Source organism: Bacteroidota bacterium (assembly GCA_016720935.1).
Taxonomy (GTDB): domain Bacteria; phylum Bacteroidota; class Bacteroidia; order AKYH767-A; family 2013-40CM-41-45; genus JADKJP01.
On record JADKJP010000002.1, the window covers coordinates 230039 to 254122 of the forward strand.

10 protein-coding genes and 1 tRNA gene are annotated in these 24084 nt (G+C 42.0%); 8 read left to right on the top strand and 3 right to left on the bottom strand.

All coding sequences use genetic code 11. The features are described 5' to 3' along the window. Positions 1-67: 67 nt before the first annotated feature. Both IPP86_01215 and IPP86_01220 read right to left on the bottom strand, forming a co-directional pair. On the bottom strand, positions 68-3076 hold the full coding sequence (locus tag IPP86_01215) for a hypothetical protein (protein ID MBL0137132.1): 3009 nt from the start codon (positions 3074-3076) through the stop codon (positions 68-70). Positions 3077-3605: 529 nt separating this feature from the next. Next, positions 3606-3679: transfer RNA gene (locus IPP86_01220), tRNA-Asn, on the bottom strand. A gap of 372 nt (positions 3680-4051) precedes the next feature. Between IPP86_01220 and IPP86_01225 the strand changes: the two genes are divergently transcribed. The 6 genes from IPP86_01225 (at position 4052) to IPP86_01250 (ending at position 11688) form a co-directional block, all read left to right on the top strand. Next, a complete protein-coding gene (locus IPP86_01225; protein ID MBL0137133.1) occupies positions 4052-4813 on the top strand; it encodes a hypothetical protein in 762 nt (253 codons plus the stop codon). A gap of 220 nt (positions 4814-5033) precedes the next feature. Next, positions 5034-6608: a T9SS type A sorting domain-containing protein gene (locus tag IPP86_01230; GenBank protein MBL0137134.1), complete on the top strand. Its 1575-nt coding sequence runs from the start codon at positions 5034-5036 to the stop codon at positions 6606-6608. 83 nt (positions 6609-6691) lie between these two features. Beyond that, on the top strand, positions 6692-8008 hold the full coding sequence (locus tag IPP86_01235; GenBank protein ID MBL0137135.1) for a T9SS type A sorting domain-containing protein: 1317 nt from the start codon (positions 6692-6694) through the stop codon (positions 8006-8008). Positions 8009-8150: 142 nt separating this feature from the next. Further along, complete coding sequence (locus IPP86_01240; GenBank protein MBL0137136.1) at positions 8151-9344, top strand: hypothetical protein; 1194 nt, start codon at positions 8151-8153, stop codon at positions 9342-9344. A gap of 83 nt (positions 9345-9427) precedes the next feature. Further along, a complete protein-coding gene (locus IPP86_01245) occupies positions 9428-10168 on the top strand; it encodes a T9SS type A sorting domain-containing protein (protein MBL0137137.1) in 741 nt (246 codons plus the stop codon). Between the two features lie 596 nt (positions 10169-10764). After that, on the top strand, positions 10765-11688 hold the full coding sequence (locus IPP86_01250; protein ID MBL0137138.1) for a bifunctional hydroxymethylpyrimidine kinase/phosphomethylpyrimidine kinase: 924 nt from the start codon (positions 10765-10767) through the stop codon (positions 11686-11688). Positions 11689-11782: 94 nt separating this feature from the next. On the opposite strand, the gene IPP86_01255 is transcribed toward IPP86_01250, so the two are convergent. Then, entirely contained in the window at positions 11783-12526 is a 744-nt protein-coding gene (locus IPP86_01255) for a superoxide dismutase (protein ID MBL0137139.1), read from the bottom strand. Between the two features lie 227 nt (positions 12527-12753). Between IPP86_01255 and IPP86_01260 the strand changes: the two genes are divergently transcribed. Together IPP86_01260 and IPP86_01265 are read left to right on the top strand one after the other, a co-directional pair. Next, positions 12754-17670 (top strand): CotH kinase family protein, encoded by a 4917-nt coding sequence (locus IPP86_01260; protein ID MBL0137140.1) that lies wholly within the window; start codon positions 12754-12756, stop codon positions 17668-17670. Between the two features lie 177 nt (positions 17671-17847). Next, entirely contained in the window at positions 17848-23967 is a 6120-nt protein-coding gene (locus IPP86_01265) for a hypothetical protein (GenBank protein MBL0137141.1), read from the top strand. Positions 23968-24084: the final 117 nt, after the last annotated feature.

A 24084-nucleotide genomic window follows, 5' to 3' on the forward strand; every position in this document is an offset into this window, starting at 1 on the left:
CTTTAATGAATGAATGGTTAAAGTTAGTCTGATAATACCTGAAAATTACTACATATTTATGCTGTCCCTATAAACTCAAGACAAAGTGCGAACCACTTCCAGGGGCAGATTGGATTGTCAATTCAGCTCCGAGTTCAAAGGATCGTTTTTGCATATTTTTCAACCCGTTTCCTTCATATTTATTTTCAGTATTGAAGCCAATACCGTTGTCGCGGACGGAAATACTGATTCTCTCACGTGATGAAGAAATTTGAATTTCCACCCGGGTGCACTGACTGTGTTTAAGTATGTTGTGCATCATCTCTTTAAAGATCAGATATAAATTCCGGCGTTCTTCCATGGTGAATTTTTTAGCTTCCGTGCCGGGCTCTACATCAAATGTATAATGGATCTCTTTCAATTTTAAATTTTCCGCGACAAAATATTTCATTCTCTGAATCAGCGATTCCGCCGCGTCATTCTCCGGATTTACGCTCCATACAATATCGCTCATATTGTCAATCAACCGTCGCGATGTTTCGCCTATACGATTCAAATAACTGTCGGAGCCGGATTCCTGCTTTCCGGATTTCATTTTTACCAATTCCGTCATGTACGAAATACTGCTGAGCGAAGATCCAATGTCATCATGCAGATCGTTAGCAATTTTGTTCCTGATTTTTTGTGCAAGCAGCAGCCGGCTCAGTTTTACACGGTAATACGTGATAATAATGGATACAATCAGCAGCAGCAAAAGGAAAATTTCAAGGACAATAAACCATGGTTTTTTGTAGTAAGGGGCATTTACAAGAATATCAATAGGGGACGAAGATTCCTGCCAATGAGTTCCATCACTGGATACACGTAAGCGAAAATGGTATGAACCCGTCGGGAGATCTGTGAATCCGATTGACTGATGCTGCCCAAGGTATATCCAATTGGTATCATAGCCTTCCAGTTTGTAAGAATAGAAGAGCCGGTCTTCTACTCCAAAAACAGGTGTTGTGTATTCAATGGTAATGTATTTGTCGAGGTAATCAACTTCCAGTATTTTATTTTCTTTCAAAGCTACTTCCTTACCCATCACTTTTAAGGAAAGTAGCACCGGACGTACCGGACGAGAAGACTTAATGACACTGTCAGGGTGAAATGAAAATAGCACATTCGTACACAGTCCGTAAATAATATTTTGCTGGTTGTCAAAATGCAACGCGGAAATCTCATCTTCCGGAATACCATCAATACTTTTGAAATTTACGATCCGGGTTTCTGAAGAATCCAATAGGGACAGTCCATTTACTGTTGCGACCCAAAGCTGCATCTGCGCGTCCGTCGATATGCTATTAATGTTATTGGAGGGAAGACCGTTCTGACGACTGAACTGTTTCAATACATAAGTGTTCATGTCAAGTTTAAAAACACCACTGTTAGTACCAACCCACATGTAATTTTTTGTCGCGAAAAAGCAATTTACCTGTTCATCAAATCCCGTCCCTTTTTTTCCACGATTAAAACGGAACGAGCCTGTGCTATAATCAAAAATTGCAATCCCTTTACTTCTGGCATGGCCCATCCACACACGACCAGCTGCATCTTCTGCTATCGATGTAAAATTCCGGAACGGGAAATTATTTTCTCCCGGTTGATTCAGGGAAAAATGCCGGCATGAGTGAAATAGAGAATCTGTTTGCAATACCCCAAGACCTTTTCCAAGCGAGATCCAAATAAATTTATTTTTGTCTCTGAAAAATCCGGTTATCGGAATAGTATCAGTTGCAAAAATTCCATCAACAGGAATCCTGATTTTTGCAATTCTTCCGCTAACAGGATCGAGGTAATACAAACCGGAAAAGGTTCCGAACCATAGTTTACCACCCACATCGAGGAGATCAAAAATATAATTGTAGCCATCCTGCGGACCGGTGGAGTACCAATGATTTTTTCCGGATTGTATTTGATGCTCACAAATTGAACCGCCCCATTCAGCACACCACACAGAAGTATCTGTTATCAGAAAAGTATTGAGAGGTTCCTTATTGATGACGGACGAATCATCATGTTCCTGCCCGCAGACCAGTATGGCGTTTATTTTCGTTAATGGTAATACATCCAGTCCTCCATCTGTACACAACCAGGTGTTTCCATTGTTGTCCTCGACAATATCCTTCACATCATTCCAACACAATGAACCCGGTTGATTGTCGATATGAAAAAAGTGCTCCTGCATTTGACCCGACAAGTTGTATTTAAATACTCCGTCAGAAGAGGTAGTCAGCCATATATTATTTCCGGACGACCAGGCAATCCCGAAATAATTTATCCTTTCATCAGTAATTAATTTAAACAATACTGTTGCATGACCGGATTTATCAAAGCGGATTATTTCCTGATCATGTGAAAGTGTAACAATTTCATTGTACGGATTCACCAAAAAATCAATACAAGAAAATGAATAAACTTCCTTTCCCGGGTCCGTGTTGTAATTTTGCACGGAAAATATTTTTCCATCCACCGTAACTCTGTTGAGAAAATTGCTCTTGTTGATCCATACATTACCGTTGCTGTCTTCCTCTATTCTGAATACATAGGAGTTGCCATACAGGTTTTTATAGGGGAAATTCATGTTCTGATAAACAGAATCCAGACAATAAACAGCGTGTTGAGTAGCGATCCAGAGCCGGTCATGATGATCGACAAGAATCTGTCCTATCCCAACCGCGTATTCTTCGGAAGCAGGAGCAGGAGGGACGAAAACGGTACGAAATGAATTCCCTGCCGGATCGTATTCTGAAACACCATGAGAGGTCGCGATGAGAATTTTTCCATCCGACCTTTCCTGTACATTCGCGATTACATTGCCACACAAAGAATTTGAATCTCCCGGAATCGAAAAGTAATTTTTAAAAGAATGCCCGTCGTAACGGCTCAATCCATCCGTTGTGCTGATCCAGATGAAACCTTTACTGTCTTCAAAAGCATGCCAGGCTCGGTTGCCGGAAAGCCCGTTGTGGGTAGTGAGATGGATTAGCTTTTGAAAGGAGTGAGCATGTAGATTCAGACAAACTAAAGAAAAAATTATCAGGAGATAATATCTCATACCATTACTATCAAAGGTAATTTGCGCCTAAAAACGCTATGCTTTTGTTCCGTTCTGAATTTAAATATATCAATAATTTTGTAAAAGAGAATATATAAAAGGAGTAGCAGCCTATTGTTTAATAAATCAGGACATTGGGATGTTACTTCATCAAAGATTTTGAGTTGGTATAGAATTGTATGTTTTCTTAAAACTTCCACTTCCACTTCCACTTCCACTTCCACTTCCACTTCCACTTCCACTTCCACTTCCACTTCCACTTATAACTAAAACAGCCACCTTCCTCTAGCGGCTGTTCATTAAAGATTTTGAGTTTGTAGTAGTGTATGTCAATGCATGTTTCAAGAAAACTTAAAACTTCCACTTACTCTTCCACTTGAAACTAACAATGTCTTATAAAAACAAAAACGGCCACCTGAATAAGGTGGCCGTTCATCAGAGATTTTGAGTTCGTGGTGTAAGTATATGTGTAAGTGCAGGTTTTAAGAAAACGTCTACTTCCACTTACTCTTCCACTTGAAACTCTCCGCTCTCCCTCCTGGGCTCGAACCAGGGACCCTCTGATTAACAGTCAGATGCTCTAACCAGCTGAGCTAAGGAAGAATTCAATTTTGAATTCCAGTTTCTGGTGATTTTGCCCGTTTTAGGGGTTTTTTCATCAGAATTAAGGAAGATTGTTCCTTCGCTTTGAACCTTCAAGGCGAAGACCAACCTTTTTCCCGCTGAAGCCATCACGCCGAAACGTGACTAAAGCATACAGATCAAAGGTATTTTAGGGGCGACAAAAGTAATGAATCTGGCTAAAAATACAAGGCAATTTTAAAAAATCCATTGAAAAAGGACATGATCCTCCATCCTTTCTATGAGGATTCAATAAAATCACATAATTCACTATATTTGATATTCCTGAATCAAATCTTGAAAAGCTTGTTTTTCATTACTTTAGATTAAAACGGAGATTTTATCGCCCCAATCATGGAATTCGAAACCTTCCTGGAAAAAATGCGCACCGTGAGGTTCCGCATTCCGAAAGCTATTGAGCGACCGGATGTGGCGAGGGCTATCCATGAGCAAAACCTGGTGACCATGCACGATCACTTTGTCCTTTGCCTCGATATCCAGAATATGATTCCGGAATACCTTTCCCCCTCAATCGAAAAAATACTTGGTTACCCATACGATGTATTTACCCCTGGACTGATTTTTAGCAGCATTCACGATGAAGACAGAACGGTCATCGCGGAGGCTTTGTTTAAATTTTACAGCAACATCAACGACCTCGTTCTCGAAGGAAATATTTTTGATTATGCCTTCAAAGCCGATTACCGAATACGGAAACAAAATGGAGATTACATCCGTGTGCTTGGAGATGTAAGCTGCTACAAATTAATTCCACAGGAAACCGGCGGAGTTTATACGATTCATAATTTCATCGACATCAGTACATTCAAGAGCTCCAACATCGTGCAGTTTTATGTGAGCGGACCGGAAGACAGCACCATCGTTTTCCCGGATGAAGAATTGCTCGATTACAAACAAACACATTCTCTCTTTTCAACACGGGAAAAAGAAATCCTGAAACTTCTTGCCCAGGGCCTTAGCAGCAACAGAATCGGAGAACAACTTTTTCTGAGTCCACATACCATAGACACGCATCGAAGGAAAATGCTTTCCAAAGCCCGACTCGAAAACACAACTGAGCTCATCACCTTTTGTCTCGAAAATAAAATTATCTGATACAATCCTCACTGGTGGCACAGTTTGGTTTAGGCTTCTGAATAACCCTTTGCGAACTTTGCGTTTTTACTTTGCGAGCTTTGCGCCAAAAAATCACTACTCATCACCAAATCCGCGAAAATACAAGCAATTCTAAGCCCTTTTTCACAGATTACTCAAGATTGAGTATTGTCGGCCATCATCCAAACCCGCTTCTTTGCAGTCAATTAAAAAATTTCCTATGAATAAAAACTACTTCATTTTCAGTTTGTGTTTGATTTTATCGTTCAATGTAATTGGACAAACAGCCGGAATGCTGGATTCAACTTTTAACGGTACAGGCCGGATCCAATCCAGCAATATTTTTCAAGATATCTATAATGATGTCAGAATTCAAAGTGATCAAAAAATCGTTGCATCCGGAGTTTCCTTAAACTCAAGTTACACAGGATGTGTTGTTGTGGATCGCTGGAACACTGATGGCAGCGCGGATACTTCTTTTGGAACAAATGGAAGAGTACAGCTCTTTATCGGGAATGATTCTTATGCTTACGATTCCTATATCCGTAACGATGGAAAAATTATTGTAGCTGGAATTGCCTACGGTCATATCGGTGGATTTGGAGTAGTGCTGCTTCAACTGAACCCCAATGGTTCACTGGACAGCACTTTTGGTTTGAATGGAGTAACAATTGTGGATCTTACCATCAATGATGATTTTGCTTCCGCAATGGCTGTACAGTCGGATGGAAAAATTCTTATTTCCGGAACATATACAGATACAATTTACCGGAATGTTCCAATGGTGATGCGTTTTACTGAACAAGGACAAATTGATTCCACTTTCGGGATTAATGGCAGGGCTGAAATCGCGGTTACCGGAACAGATAATGAACTTACCAGCATCAGTGTGATGGGTGATGGACGGATCGTCGCAGCAGGACATTATGAAACTGCGTTTACTTTCTTTGATGTCCTGCTGATCCGCCTCCTTCCCAATGGTGACCTGGATTCAACTTTTGGTACTGATGGTGTAGTGATCCAGTCACTCACCGCCGGAGTTGAAGAATCTTTTGGTATGCAACTCGCCGCCAATGGAAAAATCGTCATCACCGGAGAAACAACGTTGCCGGATTTTTCTTTTGATGTACTGCTGATGCAATTCGACAGCACAGGTGCATTGGATGCAGGATTCGGAAATAATGGAGCGGTGACTTTTAATAATGGAGTGAACGACATCGGACTCGATCTGGAAATTCAAAGTGATAATAAAATCCTGGTTTGTGGTACCAGTGGCGGTTCCTGGTTTGATGACCGCGATTTTCTGCTGATGCGTTACAACCAGGATGGAACTCCGGATTATACTTTCGGCGACAGCGGTGTTGTGTACACACAAATCGATTCAAGTTTTGATGAAGCAAACGCGATGGCTCTCCAGGAAGATGGGAAAATCGTTTTGGCAGGAAAAGCGAACGATGGAGTCACAAACCTTGATTTTGCAATCACACGTTATTACAACGATTTGTTCACTGCAGTTCAGGAACATCCCTTGGGGCAAAATATTTCGTTCTATCCAAATCCGATTGAACAAAGTTCAGTATTGCATTTGAGTTTTGAGACAAATAAAAACGATAAACTTATTGTAGAATGGTTTTCGATTGATGGCAGATTAGCGGGAAAGAATGAATCTATATCATTGTCTTCCGGGAAAAATGATATTAGTTTGCTTGTACCACAAGGAATAAAAAAGGGTGTATATTTCGTAAGACTTTCCGGTACAAATTTGAATTTTGTACAGAGAGTGGTGGTGAACTGAGGATGATTTGGTTCGCCCCATTGGGGCAAAGGGCGCAAAGAAATTTGCTTTAGCATTTTATATTTCTACGATAAATCAGGAACATGAAAAAAATTATTACAGTCATTTATCTTTTATTCACGCTCTTGGTATCTCAAGAGTCCAAGGCACAATGGTTATCCGCTAATTTGTCAACGGCGAGATACAATCTTGCCGCGACTTCAGGTGGCGATAAGGCAATGTTTGCCGGCGGAATCGGAATGATCAGCATTCCATATAATATAGTGGATGTTTATACCGGATCAAGCGGGATTTGGTCAGGAGGAAATTTGTCGACATCAAGAACCGATATCGCCGCGACATCCTGTGGAACCAAATTATTTTTTGCCGGTGGAGCCGATGACGGAATTCTTGCCAATTTTGATGTAGTGGATATGTACGACGGTACCACGAACGGCTGGGCCCAAATGCAGCTGAGTGTTCCGCGTACAAAGCTGGCAGCGGCTTCCAGCGGGAGTCAGGTCTTTTTTGCCGGTGGAACAAATGATGGCGCTGCCGCTGCTTATAAAGTGGTAGATGTGTACGATACTGCTACAGCCCAATGGACAACAACCGACTTATCAGTTCCGAGATATTTTCTCTCAGGAGCAAGCGCGGGCGGAAAAGTTGTTTTTGCCGGGGGAACAGATTTGAACGGAGGAGTTTTCGATGTGGTAGATATCTACGATGTCGCTACTTCTACATGGACAACCGCGACATTGTCGGAAGCCCGTTTCAATTGTACTGCCACTTCTTGTGGTAATAAAATTTTTATCGCCGGAGGTTTAAATAGCACCGGTGTTGCAAGTAATCATGTAGATATCTATGATGTGACAACCAACACATGGACCAGCGATACACTTTCGATGGGACGCTGGTTTGCTTCTTCCGCTTCTGTCGGAAATAAAGTATTTTTCGCGGGAGGGATGGATGCGAACCTTGCAACCATGTATGATATCGTTGACATTTATGACACAACAACACAAACATGGATGGTTTCTCACCTTACCACAGGTAGAGCCTGGGCCGCTGCTACATCCATTGGGGATTTGTTTATGATTGGTGGAGGAATAAATGAAACATTTGCTCCACTGAGTTCTGTTGAAATTTATACTGTATTGACCGGAGTGAATGACCCCATTGCGGAATCCGGACCGGAAGTATTTCCAAACCCTGTCGCTGATCACTTGAATTTTTTCAATACGATTCAGCATGGATCCATGGAAATCACAAATGCTTTGGGTGAAATTGTTTATCAGAAAAATCTGGACAATCAGTCGGATCTGATCAGCATTACAACTAACCAATTCAGTAAAGGAGTTTATATTTTAAGAATTAATGATGAGGGAAAAAGCTCCTTCCGCAAGTTTATAAAGAACTAAAAGCAGCAATTTTTTTCAAAAAATCACGAAAGGGCGTAAAGGCAGAGAACTTTACGCCCTTTCTCATTTAAGTTGATTATTCCGATATATTAGCGGGAAGATCTATGCTATTGGGTCATTCATTCACAATTGAAACTTCATTATGAAAAGAACTATTCTACTATTTTTTCTACTTGTAACTTTTGCAGCATCCGCTCAGTGGCATAAAATCGCTTCTCCGTATGGCGGAGATTCCAGATGTGTTATCCGAAATGCAACACACGTGATTGCTGCGGCCAATTACAGAGTTTATTATTCGATTGATAATGCTGATACATGGACTTACTCGCGAGGATTCAATCACGTCCTCTTGCGAGGAGTTATGTTTTATGGGAATAAGGTTCTTGCCTATGGTGACAACGGTATTAGCGAGTCGCTTGACAATGGCGAATCTTTTTCATCAATTACCACAAACCTTCCTTCTTCACAGGTTATTTTTCTAGCAGAAATCGATTCAATGCTTTGGTGTGGAGTCTATGGTTTCGGATTATTTCAGTCGGCAGACAGTGGCCACACGTGGATGACTATGAATGTCAATTTGAATCAACATTCTTCGCCATATGCAATAATTAAACACGGAACCGATTTATTTGTTGGTACAGACAGTCTCGTTTTTCGTTCCTCCGACAATGGCCTTACATGGAATCCCGCCAACACCGGACTCACAAATCAGGTTCACTCCTTTCTGTCTTATGGGAATACCATTTTTGCAGGAAGCTGGGGAGGTACAGTTTATATTTCAACAAATAATGGTGGTATCTGGACACCCTCAGGTACAGGAATTAGCCAGTCATATATCAATTCACTTCTCAGAGTGGGTAATGATATTTTTGCGACAACTATGAATAATGGTGTGTATTTTTCTTCAGATGCAGGTTTGACCTGGGTGCAAAGGAATGACAGCCTCAGGGCATTTTATATCTCATCAATATATGAGTATAACAATGTTTTGTATTTGGCGACTGCAGGATCCGGTATATACAAATCAACTAATAATGGCATAAATTGGAATAGTAAATCTATTGGCATCGAGTCTGGATGCACTCAGATTGCAACCTATGGGAATTCGCTTTTTCTGGCAACCGGCGGGGATGGACTTCATGTTAGCCATGATAACGGACTTTCATGGCAAACAATGTTTGCACCTATTGGCCATAGTGGAATCGGGGCTTTATGTGCAACCGATACAGAAATTTATATTGGTGTTGGTGATCAGGGTTTTTTCGTTCAATTGACGGAGGGAACAATTGGACACAGAGGAACAATGGGATTTCCATTCCACTTTCAATCTATGTAGGCTATATATATATCGATAGTCCCTATGTTTGGATAAGCTCCAATTATGGAATTTATAAATCAATTGATCAGGGAACAAATTGGGTGAATAGTGATAGTGGTGTAGCTGCGGTTTATGTGCAAGCAATGACACGAATGGGCGATACCCTATTTGCTGGTGTTGCACCATCCAGTGGAGTATACAGAACCAACGATTTAGGTTTCTACTGGCAGCATATAAATAATACTATAAACAATAATTCTGTTAGGGGTTTTGAAGTTTTTGGAAATAAACTCATAGCATATGGAACCAACGGAGTCTGGTCAACTACTGATCATGGTGACGCATGGTCACTCATCAGTAATCCTGCAGGGGTTGGATCCTGCTCAGTCAAACTGGGAGGAAATATTATTCTTGGAACCAATTACGGAAGAGTTCTTATATCAGCTGATACCGGACGAAACTGGACAGCCGATACTATCGGTTTGCCTTCATTTGTTTATATAAATGATATTTTAATAAAAGACGGAGACATCATTATTTCAACCGCTTATGACGGCATGTGGTCGAGGCCGATTTCACCAGTTGGCGTTTCCGAAATCATCAGCTCAAAGAATTTTGCAATTTATCCGAATCCTGCACATGACAAATTCACGATTCATTGGGGGGAAGTACAACAAAAAACACAGATAAAAATTACGGATCTATCCGGAAGACTGATTATTAAATACGAGGTCACTAATTCAGATCACTTTGTTATTGATGAAAAGCTGAAATCAGGATTGTATTTAATTCATCTAGAGAATATAGATTTTTGGGCAACGAAGAAGTTGGCGGTTGATTGAGCTAAAGATTTTGAATGAAAGTTCTCATTGGTCTCATTGATTGGTTCGTCAATCTCTGCTGTGATTAATTTGCTTTCATTTTTTATTTATTGAATGCACTTTTTAATGGACAACTATATTTTGTTTTTTGGAGACGTATGTTACATCTTCCGTTTTACCTCAACGAAAACAGGAAGCTAAGTTGGGTTTACTGTGTGAAAATTATTTCTGACGTTCAGTATTAAATCGCATGTTATTAAACACATGCCTGTGCTTTTTTTTGCTTTATAACGTTTGGCTTCATGACTGTAGGTCGCCAAACACCAATTAACACAACACATTTATTGATTGTGTATAAAGATTTAGTAGCGCTTCACCATTCAAACTAACCCTGGCGCAGCGAGGGACGAGCGAAACACGGGATGGGCAGAATTAATGGATTCGCCATTAGCGTTCCTAAAACTTCAAATCATGGAGTTGGTGATTTAATTTATAATTAGTTAAAAGCAGCAATTTTTTTCAAAAAATCACGAATGGGCGTAAAGGCAGAGAACTTTATGCCCTTTCTTCTTATGAGCTGAATATTCCAATATATTTGCGGCAAAATCACAGAAATCATGAGCCTGGTAGTAGTTGGAACAGTGGCCTTTGATGCCATCGAAACACCTTTTGGAAAAACGGATAAAATTATTGGTGGCGCAGCGACCTATTCAGGTACTTCGGCCGCCTATTTTACCAAAAACATTAAGCTTGTATCCGTTGTTGGCGACGATTTCCCTATGGAAATGATTGAACAGTTCCGTAAATCCGGAATGTCGACCGAAGGTCTGCAAATCAAAAAAGGACAAAAGACATTTTTCTGGTCAGGGAAATATCATATCGATATGAATACCCGGGATACACTTGATACCCAGCTCAATGTGCTTTTGGATTTTGATCCAGTGATCCCTGATTCTTACCAGGATTGTGAATTCCTGATGCTCAGCAACCTGATGCCGCAGCTTCAGAAAAAAGTCATCGAGCGCATTCACAAACGTCCGCGTCTGATCGTGATGGACACCATGAATTTCTGGATGGAGACACAATGGGATGCATTGATGGATACCATCAAGCTGGTGGATGTTCTTACTGTAAACGATTCAGAAGCACGACAACTTACCAATGAGCATTCGCTTGTAAAAGCGGCACAAAAAATCCTTGCGATGGGACCAAAATACCTCATCATCAAAAAAGGAGAGCACGGTGCTTTGTTGTTTAATAAAGAACAAGTCTTTTTCGCGCCTGCATTACCACTCGAAGATGTATTCGATCCGACAGGAGCAGGCGATACTTTCGCCGGTGGTTTCATCGGCCACATCGCGCAAACCCGCGACATCAGTTTTGAAAATATGAAGCGTGGAATTATTTACGGTTCAGCGATGGCTTCATTCTGTGTCGAAAAATTTGGTCTCGAGCGTTTGGTAGATTTACAACATCCTGAGATCGAAGAGAGGGTTCAACAGTTTATTGACCTGGTGCAGTTCGATATTGAACTTGTTTAATAAGTCAAAGTCAAAAAGTCAAAACCTGACTTTAAAAGCTTGACTCGACAAACTTTTTGCTGCTTTTTGACTTTTTGACTTTTGCCTTTTGAATTTATTTCTTCGTTGCCAGGTCCAGGTTCCCCGCGACTTCTTCCCAATTCACAAGGTTCCACCATGCACCAACATAATCGGCGCGTTTGTTTTGGTATTTGAGATAATAGGCGTGTTCCCACACATCAATTCCCATCAATGGAGTTCCTTTGAAATCGCTTAAATCCATGAGTGGGTTATCCTGGTTCGGAGTTGAACCAACTGCCAGTTTTCCATTCGCGTCAAGAGTAAGCCAGGCCCAACCGGAACCAAAACGTTTCATCGCCGCTTCGTTGAATTTGGTTTTGAATTCATCGAAAGTTCCGAAAGATGCAGTTATCGCTTCGGAAATTTTTCCTGTCGGCGCGCCACCACCACCCGGTTTCATAATTTTCCAGAAGAACGAATGGTTCCAGTGTCCCCCTGCATTATTCCGGATCGGTGTAGAATATTTTGAAGCTTTCGTAACGAGTTCTTCGAGGGAAGCATGAATATCCCCTTCGCTCATCGCTTTGTTCAGATTGGTGATGTAAGCCTGGTGATGTTTATCGTGATGAATCTCCATCGTCATTTTGTCGATGTGAGGTTCGAGTGCATCATAGGCATAGGGCAGAGGAGGAAGCGTGAACTCAGCATGTCCGGCTTGTCCGGGACTGCCTGCTGCTTTTAGGATAGAAGATGAAAAAAACTGCGCGCCTAATCCGGCAAGCGCAAGGAAAGAGGACTTTCTTAGAAAATCACGACGGGAATTATTTGAATCCTTCATGGCTTTGGGTTTTAAGTACATCAAAGTTCCTCATAAATTATTGAAAATGTTCGATTTTTTGCATTTTAACACGTTTTGCCTGTATTCTTCATTATTCACCCAGAATTGTTAGATCTTCATCAAAATCAACCTGTAAGAATGGTATTCTTGTTTAAATTTGCTTAGTCGAATAAACTCCCGAATTCTCCTCTCCTAATCCTCTTAACCAAAACTCTAACCTTCTACAAATGAACCATCTTTTTGCCAGGGCCATAAACGGCTTGTGCTGCTTTTTGCTGCTTTCCGTTGTCAATGTTCGTGCCCAGGTCGTGATCAATGAAATTTCCGCGTCCAATTTTTCTACCATAGCGAACAGCGATGGTGAATATGATGACTGGATCGAGTTATACAATGACGGATCCTCAGCTGTTAACCTTCAGGGTTATGGATTGTCGGATGACAGTCTGGACAGATTCAAATTTGTTTTCCCGAATTATTCACTGAGTGCAGGACGACGTTTGCTTGTCTTTGCTTCCAGCATGAACATTGCAACCCTTGCCGATCATTGGGAAACAGCAGTTACTGCGTCTACAACCTGGAGATATTTTGTCGGGACATCTCAACCCGATACCAACTGGAGAAATTTATCGTTCAATGACGGATCCTGGTCGACAGGACAAGGTGGTATAGGATATGGTGATGTGGGCCTTGGAAAGACGATCAATTCGAGCGCACGCTCTGTTATGATGCGTAAAACATTTTTCGTTTCGGATACAGCTGATATTCTGAAAGCGATTCTCTACATGGATTACGATGATGGTTTTGTCGCCTATCTCAATGGGGTTGAAATTGCAAGAGCCAACCTGGGATCCACCGGTGATCGCCCGACTTACGATGTGTTTGCGGGAATCTCTCACGATGCGCATTTGCCTTCAGGTAATGATCCGGATTCCTTTTATGTCGATAATCAATTGCTGAAAAGTGCGATGGTGCAGGGAATAAATGTTCTGGCCGTTGAAGCGCACAACTACACGTCTACTTCCAATGATTTGAATTCAACACCGTTCCTCATTTTTGGAATGGCAACACCTGGCAGTACATTTGGTTCCAACCCTTCCTGGTTCAATTCACCGAACAATGAATATTTCAATGCCAATTTTAAACTGAGCAGTTCCGGTGAATCAGTTTATTTAACTCGTCCTGACAGCAGCACAGAGGACAGTAAATCATATACCACTATGAGTGTAGATAATTCCATCGGAAGATCATCCGACGGTAGTTCTACCTGGTGTGTTTTTTCAAGCCCAACTCCCGGAACCAGCAATGGCGCGTCGAATTGCTATACCGGTTATGCAAATCCACCGGTGTTCTCTGTCGCGCCGGGATTTTATACCAACTCCCAGTGGCTGACGCTCACGAATACAACACCGGGCGGTGTGATTCGGTATTCTACCAATGGAAATGATCCGACGACTTCTTCTCCAGTTTATGCTTCACCGATAATATTAAACAATACCAAAACTGTACGGGCAAAAGTTTTTGCCAGCGGATATTTACCAAGTGCAACCGTTTCGAATACTTATTTTTATCGAGAGGACATAGACCTTCCGATTTTTACAATCACAACCGATTCATTAAATCTCTGGGATTACAATAATGGGATCTATGTGAAAGGTCCGAATGCCGACGCGAACTATCCTTACAAAGGCGCGAACTTCTGGCAAGACTGGAGAAAACCAGCCGCTATTGAATATTACGATAAAAATAAAATTCGTCAGTTTCATTCCAACGGAGAAATTGGGATTTACGGAAACTATTCCCGTGCGAAGCCACAGAAAAGTTTTGAGATCAATCTGAGCGATCGCTTTGGGGAAGGGAGTATTAATTTTCCATTGATTCCTGACAAAGGTTTTATCGACAAGACTGATAATATCGTTTTGCGAAATTCAGGGACAGATTGGAATGTTGTTCATTTCCGTGACGCTTACATGCAGCGTGTGATGAAAAACACACATTCCGGATACATCGCGACCGAACCGGCGGTAATGTTTTTGAATGGAGATTTCTGGGGTGTTTATACTATTCATGAAAATCATGACCATCACTGGATAGATCACAACTATGGTTTAACTCAGGGAGATTACGATTACCTGAAGGAAGATGGAAGTACCATGACGGTGAAGAATGGAAGTAGTGCTGATTTTTTCAGTATGTACAATTATGCCACTACTGCGAATCCCAATACCCAACAGTTTTACAATGATATGAGTGGTTATCTCAATCTTGAGAATTTCGCGGATTACCTCATAGCGGAAACATATTACAACAACGGCGACTGGATCGGAGATTGGACCAACAATATCAAAATGTGGCGTTCATCAAAAGTTGATGGCAAATGGCATTATCTGATGTATGATCTTGATTTTGGCTGTGGTTATTCAGGAAGTGTCAACGACAATCGTCTGAATATCGCATTGAATCCTCAGGCATTCAGCTATACCTCGAATTTGATGAACGCGATGTTGGATAACCCGACCTTCAGAGGTTATTTTATCAATCGTTATGCGGATCTGATAAATACGATTTTCAAGAATTCCGAGATGACTGCAGTGGAGCATCAGTTCGAGGATTCTATGTCTCATGATATGCAGGATCACCTTGCTTTGTGGGGTGGAACCATGAACGACTGGCAGAACAATATCGACGACATGATGAATTTCGTAAGTCGCAGACCGGCTATTGCCCGCGATCAGATCGAAAGCGAATTCAATATGAATAACCAGGTGAATATCACACTGAATGTTTCACCTGCCGGAGCCGGTCGAATTCAGATCAGTACCATTATTCCTGAAACTTTGCCATGGACAGGTGTTTACTTTCATGGAAATCCGGTGACTTTGACTGCTATTCCGAATCCGGGTTATACTTTTGATCATTTTACAATTAATAGCAGTAACAACAACAACCAAACCTTTACACAGAATTTTTCAAATAACAACAATACCGTTACTGCTCATTTTACCGGCTCTTCATCAACTCCGCATATTACCGTAAGTGAGTTAAACTACAATGCGAGCCCGGCAAATGATGATGGCGACTGGCTTGAATTGCACAATTACGGTTCACAGGATATCGATCTCACCGGTTGGTATATTCGTGATGAAAATGATTTTCATAAATACTCTTTCCCGTTGGGAACTGTATTACCGGCAAACGGTTACCTTGTTGTTGCGGAGGATATGGTAAAATTTACAGACCAACATGCCGGAGTTTTCAATGTCATTGGCCCACTCGGATTCAATTTCGGAAATGCCGGTGATCAGGTAAGATTGTTCGATTATAATGACAACTTGTATCTGTCCTTCTATTATCAGGATCTTGCTCCCTGGCCGGTCGAAGCCGACGGCAGTGGTTACACATGTGAACTGCTGAGTCAGACCGGAGATTTAAATGACGGGGCTAATTGGTTCCCCGGTTGCGCGGGTGGTTCTCCGGGTCGTGAGTACAGTAGCATTCTTGGAGTACCGGTGACACTTACGGGCAGCACTACATTTTGTACAGGAAACAGTATTACTTTAAATGCGACTGCAATTTCAGGTTACAGCTATCAGTGGCAACGTAATCATGTAAATATTCCGGGTGCAACCAGCCCGACACTGATCGCAACTCAAGGAGGAACTTACGCAGTGAATGTAAGTTACCAGGGTTGTTCTTCACTGTCAGATTCTACGGTCATCACTGTTGTGAACCAGGGACCCGATCCTGTTGTGACAGAAGCAAATCGATGTGGCCCGGGCTCACTGATGCTTACAGCTACTTCAACAGATACGATTTACTGGTTTGACGCGCCGGGAGGAAATATAATATTCATAGGTGACACGCTTTTCACTAATTACCTCACTTCCTCTGTTACCTATTATGCGCAAACCAGTTTGTCATGTCCAAGCAATCAGATTCCGGCGGAAGCCAGAATTCTTGAATTGACAGAACTGCCGGTTACTCAGAATGTTTCCCGTTGCGGAACAGGATCTGTCACGCTTACTGCTTCAGACACTGCGGAAATTCATTGGTATACTCAGGCATTTGGCGGGGCACTTATCGGGACTGGATCTTCTGTAATTGTTTCCTTTGTTCCAACGGATACTTCATTCTTTGTTGAAGCTGGAAATATTTGTCCAAGTCAGCGCGTCGAAGTACAGGTGAATATTCATTCATCAGATCCTCCGGTTCTCGGAAGTGCTTCACGTTGTGGCAATGGACCCCTGGCATTAACCGCCTCATCTCCGGATCCGGTGTATTGGTATGATGCAATGATCGGAGGAAATTTATTGGATTCAGGTTATACATTTATTACACCAGCACTTTCTACCACTACGCGTTTCTATGCTGAAGCAAATGGCGGGTGCGCGAGTCCGCGAGTGTTCGTGGACGCTCTGGTGAATCCGATTCCTCCCGATCCAACTGTAACCGATTCCGGAACCTGCGGACCAGGTACTGTTGATTTGTATGCAACTTCAACCGAACAAATCTTCTGGTACGATGCTCCAAGCGGAGGAAATCAGGTTGGCTCCGGTTCCTTGTTTACAACTCCGGTGATTTCTGCACCAACAACTTATTATGTGGAAGCGGGATATATCTGTCGCAGTAACAGAGTTCCTGTCAACGCGATGGTTTATTCATCACCTTCTGTCAATCTTGGTCCGGATAGTGTGACTGTGCTGAGTGGAAATACAATCACCCTGGATGCAGGTGCAGGATTCAGTAGCTATTTGTGGTCCAATGGTGAAACGACACAAACCATTACAGTTGGTACAACAAATACCTATAGTGTTGTGGCGACCGATGTTCATGGATGTACTGCTACAGACAGTACTGTGGTAACGATCACCATCGGTATTGATCATCCGGATGCTGTTGTGGCCTGGCTGGTTTACCCGAATCCGGCTCACGATAAACTAAATTTATTGTTTGAAGCAGTGCACGGTGAACGTTGTAAGGTTTTATTGACAGACCTGCAGGGTCGTGTCACAAAAGAGAATAATGCTCAGCTTCTGGCCGGACAAAATAAAATGCAAATCGATCTGAGTGATTGTGCCAAAGGATTTTATTTGTTGCACATTGATGCAGGTTCGTTTACCAAAACGGTGAAAGTTGTCGTCGAATAAAGACATTATCTGAAATTTAACCTCCGGAGCAGATCGCTTCGGAGGTTTTTTTATGCTTGATTAAAAGAATTTTCTTTCAGGAGCGTATTTTTTGTGGAATTTGTTTAGGAACTTCATCACCGGAAAGCCCGTCCCGGGTTTTGGGATCGGAAAATTTTCCAGAACATTTATATCGCGATGAAATCAAGAACTCTCATTCCATTCCTTTTTGGCTTTTTTCTGATTTTTATTCTCAGCTGGACAAAAGCCACGCAGCAAAAACAAAAACAAGTGAAAACTCCAAAACCTTCAGGTTCTTATGAATATTTCTGGGGAAAGGTGGATTCCCTGCAACAAAAAGGACTCAACCGCTCGGCTTTGGAACAAGTACTGAAGATTTACGACAAAGCGAAACAGGAACAAAATTCACCTCAATTGGTGAAAGCGGTTATTCATCGCTTAAAGTTCCAGTCTTATGTCGAAGAAAATCAGATGTTGGAATTGACCGAAGGACTGAAGGCGGATCTGAAAAACGCGAATTATCCTGAAAGGCCTCTGCTGCATTCCATGCTTGCGGAAGTCTACTGGCAATATTATCAACGAAACCGCTATCGCATCCTGAACCGAACAGAAACTGTAAATTACAAAGAGTCAGATATTGAAACCTGGAGTGCTCCCCGGTTTGTTCGCGCGGTTTTGAATGAATATACATTATCACTGCGTGATGCTGATCAGGCAAAAAAAACACAGATCAATATTTTTGACCTCGTATTGGAAAAAGGAAATACGGAAGGAAGAAAATTTCGCCCATCCCTTTATGATTTCCTCGCGCACCGCGCCCTCGCTTTTTACACCAACGAAGAATCCGGGCTCACCCGTCCTGCAGAGCACTTTGAGCTCAACAGCGCATTTTATCTGAACAATGCCGACATGTTTCTGAATTTCATGCTCACCAGCAAGGACACGTCGGATTTTAAATACAAAGCAATCGTTTTATTCCAGGAGCTTATCGCTTTTCATCATGATGATGTCCATCCGGGAGCATTCATCGATGTGGATTTGATGAGACTGAAATTTGTTCACGACAATATGTCTATCCCTACAAAAGACTCTTTGTATGGTGTGGCACTTCAGAAAATTGCGGATCAGTACAAAGAATATCCGGGCTGTACGGATGCATTGTATGAACTGGCCAATCTTGCGATGGAAGAAGGAGGGAAGTTTTCAGAAAAACAGGAGGCGAAATACAAATGGAAAATCCGTCTTGCGGAATCATTTTGCGATGAAGCGATCTCCCGATTCCCATATTCTGACGGAGGTATCCGGTGTAAGGAATTGAAAAAACAAATCAATGAAACTGCATTAACCTTCATTGTGGAAGATGTAAATATCCCGGGTTCGGAATTCCGTACCCTGGTTGAATATAAAAACATAAATGAATTATTTTTCAGAATAGTCAGGGATTCAAAAGGCCAGGACCTGAACGAGGAACCTGAATCTGATCCGGAATGGAGAATAAAAAATTTACTAAAAGAAGTTGCGGTCAAGGAATGGAATCTTGAATTACCCGCAGATAGCGATAAACAAAGTCACTCCATTGAGGCAGTATTGCCGGCTCTGCCGGTTGGCAGATATGCCATTCTTGTTTCGGCGAAAAAAGATTTTTCCTACGGCAAAAGCAGTATTGCTTATTCGAAATGCCGCATCAGCTCTATGAGTGCGCTGAATCGCAGGCTTGACAATGGATCTACGGAGGTGTATGTTTTTGACCGGGAGAACGGGCAAACTCTTTCGAACGTTGAAGCCAGGGTAATTACGCGAGAATACAATTACAATGCACGTAAATATATTTCGAAGGAAATAGCACGTTATAACACTGACGAGGATGGCAGACTGAACATTCCTGTAAAAACAGAGTCCTACAGAAATTTCAATCTGGAATTAATTCGCGGAGAAGATCATTTATTTCTTGATGAGAACTTTTATCAATATCCTTCTCCACGCAACAGCGAGGTAAAACAGGAGCGTACATTTTTCTTTACGGATCGTGCTATTTATCGGCCCGGACAAACCATTTATTTCAAAGGAATAATGGTGCAAGGCAGGGATGAAACGGCAGAGATACTCACCAACAGGACGACCACCGTCACGTTTTATGATGTCAATGGACAAAAAATTCAAGAGCAGGATTTTATTACATCCGAATTTGGCACCTTCCACGGAACATTCACAGCGCCACAGGGTGTATTGACCGGGCAAATGCGTATACAGAATAAAACCGGTAGTGCCTATTTCCGGATTGAAGAATACAAAAGACCGAAGTTTGAAGTTGTTTTTGATCCGTTGAAAAGCACTTATCGTCTGGGTGAACAGGTGAGCTTAACAGGAAAAGCTCAAGCCTTTTCGGGTCAGGCCATCGACGGAGCGGAAGTTCAGTTCAGAGTTGTTCGAATGGCACGTTATCCGAAATGGTGTTATTGGTTCCCCAGAATCCCGGAACAACAAATACAGAATGGAACTGCAAGAACAGATGCTAACGGAAATTTTACGGTAAGCTTCCTTCTTCAACCTGATCTTTCTATACAAAGAGATAATGATCCGATTTTTACATATCAGGTAACTGCTGATGTTACGGATATCAACGGTGAAACCAGATCCTCTGAAAGTTTTTTAAATGCAGCATATTCTGCTTTGGAGTTAAGTTCTGATCTTGGAGAAGAGGTAGATTTAATGAAGAAAGATTCATTTATTGTTTTTTCAAAAAATCTGATGGGCGAGCGTACTCCTGCTATAGTGCAACTTGAAGTATACGAATTAGCTGCACCTGACAGGATCTTAAGAAATCGTATGTGGCATGAACCGGATAAACATGTGTTGTCGGAAAAAGAATACACTGAAAAATTTCCATTCGATGTTTACGCGCATGAAGAAGATAAAAATTCCTGGCAAAAGAAACAGCTGGTCTGGAAAGGTGAATTGAATACCGCGAAAGATTCCGTGGTTCATTTATTAAAGAAAGATTTTAAGGAAGGGCAATTTGTACTGGAAGGTACTGCGAAGGATCAGTATGGGCAGGTGGTTCGTCTGAAGGAGTTTTTCATGGTATATAATGCATTGGCAAAATCTCTTCCTGTCAAAAAACTGGACTGGTTTAAGGTGCTGAAAAATGATGCATTGCCCGGAGATGCGGATCAGGTTTTGATCGGAAGTTCTGATCGCGATGTGAAGGTGTTGTACGAACTCGAATCGAAGGGTGAAATCCTAAGCAAGGAATGGATCAATCTGGACAGAAGTCAGCAGCTGGTAACGATTCCGGTGAAAGAAGAGTACAGGGGTAATTTTACAGTTCATTTTACTTTTGTAAAACGCGGAAGAGCATTTATGCATTCCCAAACCATGAATGTACCCTGGGAAAATAAGGATCTCAAACTGACTTATGAAACTTTCCGATCGAAGTTGACACCCGGACAAAAAGAAGAATGGAGAATACACATCAGCGGTAGTAAAGGAGAAAAAGTGAGCGCGGAGATGCTTGCCTCCATGTATGATGCGTCACTGGACGCTTTTGCTCCCAATGCCTGGAGTTTTTCAATTTACAATACGAGAGGCACAACTTTAAATTTCCGAAGCGGAAGTTTTGGAGCTATCCATTCACAGTGGTATGATCGAAGAGAACCGGTGTTGCCGGTTGAACATGAATTCAGAACTTATGATTACCTGAATTGGTTTGGTTACCAGGTTGGAGGTTATGGCAGAATGTATAAAGAGGTGGAAGGTCTGTATTCCATGGCTGCAGGTGCCGTCAGAGCTGAGATGGCGGATGGGAATATGGAAGAGTCCAAGGCTGTTTTAAATCTGGCGGCTCCGGTTGTTGCGGATTCTGTTTCTACAGGAGGAACGTATTCGCCGGTAAACACACCCAAACCGGCCGAACCTGCGTCTGTTCGTCGTAATCTGACAGAGACAGCGTTCTTTTATCCGCAGCTGATGACCAATGATAACGGAGATGTTATTTTTTCATTCACCTCTCCGGAAGCACTTACCCGCTGGAAGTTCATGACATTCTCTCATACAAAAGACTTGCGTTTTTCATTCGATGAAAAAACCGTTGTGACGCAAAAGCAATTGATGGTGGTGCCTAACGCCCCACGTTTCCTGAGAGAAGGCGATCGGATTGTTTTCCCTGCGAAAATCAGTAGTTTGTCTGACAGCACCCTGAATGGTATCGCAACTCTCGAACTTTTTGATGCGATTACCATGCAGCCTTTGGATAAGGAATTCGGTAATTCGACTGCGAAGAAAAATTTCTCCTTGCGCAAAGGTGAGAGCGCGGCGATCAGTTGGGATTTGACAATTCCTGAAGGTATGAATGCTATTGTTTATCGTGTCACTGCTGTTGCAGGTAATTATTCAGATGGAGAAGAACAGGCGATACCGGTATTGTCAAATAAATTACTGGTTACAGAATCACTCCCGCTCTGGCAGAGGGGCTCAGACACGAAGACATTTGAATTGACAAAATTGGTGAATAACACATCACCTACACTGCGCAATGTGAAGCTCACACTGGAATATACATCCAATCCTGCCTGGTCGGCGATACAGGCATTACCATATCTGATGGAATATCCGTATCAGTGTTCAGAGCAAATATTTTCACGGTATTACGCGAACACGATCGCAACAAACATTGCGAATTCTTCTCCGAAAATCAAAGCCGTTTTTGATTCCTGGAAATCAAGCTCACCGGATGCTTTTCTTTCGAATCTGGAAAAGAATCAGGATTTAAAAAACCTGATTCTGGAAGAAACACCCTGGGTGATGGAGGCGAAAGATGAAACAGAAAGAAAGAAACGGATCGGATTACTCTTTGATCTGAACAAAATGAGTTCGGAACTTTCGACAGCCTTGAATCAACTGATGAAAGCGCAAAGTTCCAATGGCGGATGGCCGTGGTTCGAAGGCATGCCGGAAGATCGATACATCACCCGGCATATTGTTTCAGGGTTTGGACATCTGGATCATCTGGGAATTCAGTCCGTACGAAAGGAAAGTCGTATAAAAAATATGCTGAGCAGAGCCATACAATATCTTGATCAACGAATGCTGGAAGATTACCGGGAAATGATTCGAACAAAAGCGGATCGAGATAAACTACATCCCGGTGCTGAACAAATTCATTATCTGTATGCCAGGAGCTATTTTTCAGATATGAAGATGGGAAAAGATGTTCAGGAAGCGTATTCATTTTATCTGAAACAGGCGAAGAAATTCTGGCTTGGCACAGGGGAATATCTGGAAGCGATGATTGCTCTCACTGTATTTCGTAACCCTGAAATAACAGTTGACGATCGCACACTTGCAATGGATATCATCAACTCTCTTCGTGAAAATGCTCAGAACAAAGAAGAGATGGGTATGTATTGGGCTAATAATAGCGGAGGATATTCCTGGAACCGTGCATCGATAGAAACGCAAGCCTTATTGATTGAAGCCTTTGATGAAATTGCAAAGGATAAAAAATCAGTAGAGGATATGAAGATCTGGTTGTTGCGTCAGAAACAAACGCAAGACTGGAAAACCACCAAAGCCACGGCAGAGGCATGTTACGCATTGTTACTTAGTGGTAGTGACTGGCTGTCACAAAACAAACAACCCGAAATCCGGCTAGGTACAACTCAGGTGATTATACCTTCAAGTGCAGAAGCGGGGTCGGGATATTTTAAAACCAGCTGGAGTGGGAAAGAGATTTCTAATGATATGGGAAAAGTGAGTGTAAAGGTAACCGATAATATTCCCGCCCATGCAGCTGAAACACATTCGGGAATTTCATGGGGTGCTTTGTACTGGCAGTATTTTGAATCCATGGATAAAATAACGCCGCATGCGACACCGCTTAGTCTGAAGAAGGAATTATTTGTAGAACGGGCATCAGTTAATGGACCTGTTATTGAATTGCTTCTACCAAGCACTGTTTTGAAAACAGGAGACCGCGTAAAAGTCAGAATAGAACTTCGTGTCGACAGAGACATGGAATATGTTCACATGAAAGACATGCGTGCATCCGGACTGGAACCTGAAAATGTTTTGTCGGAATATAAATATCAGGATGGCTTGGGTTATTATGAAAGCACCCGTGATGCTTCCACAAATTTCTTTTTTTCATACCTGAATAAAGGCGTTTATGTATTTGAATATCCTCTCCGTGCAACTCAGGAAGGGGATTTTTCAAACGGAATTACCACTATTGAGTGCATGTATGCACCGGAATTTTCTGCACATTCACTTGGTGAACGAATCCTTATTCGTGGTAAATAGACCTATTCAACCTTTAAGTGCCTTGTTTTTGGATCGAAGATGAATTCTGCGTTAAAACATAGTTAATAATCTGCCCATTTATTAACTTGTGGTCCCTAACTGCGAATTATCTACTTC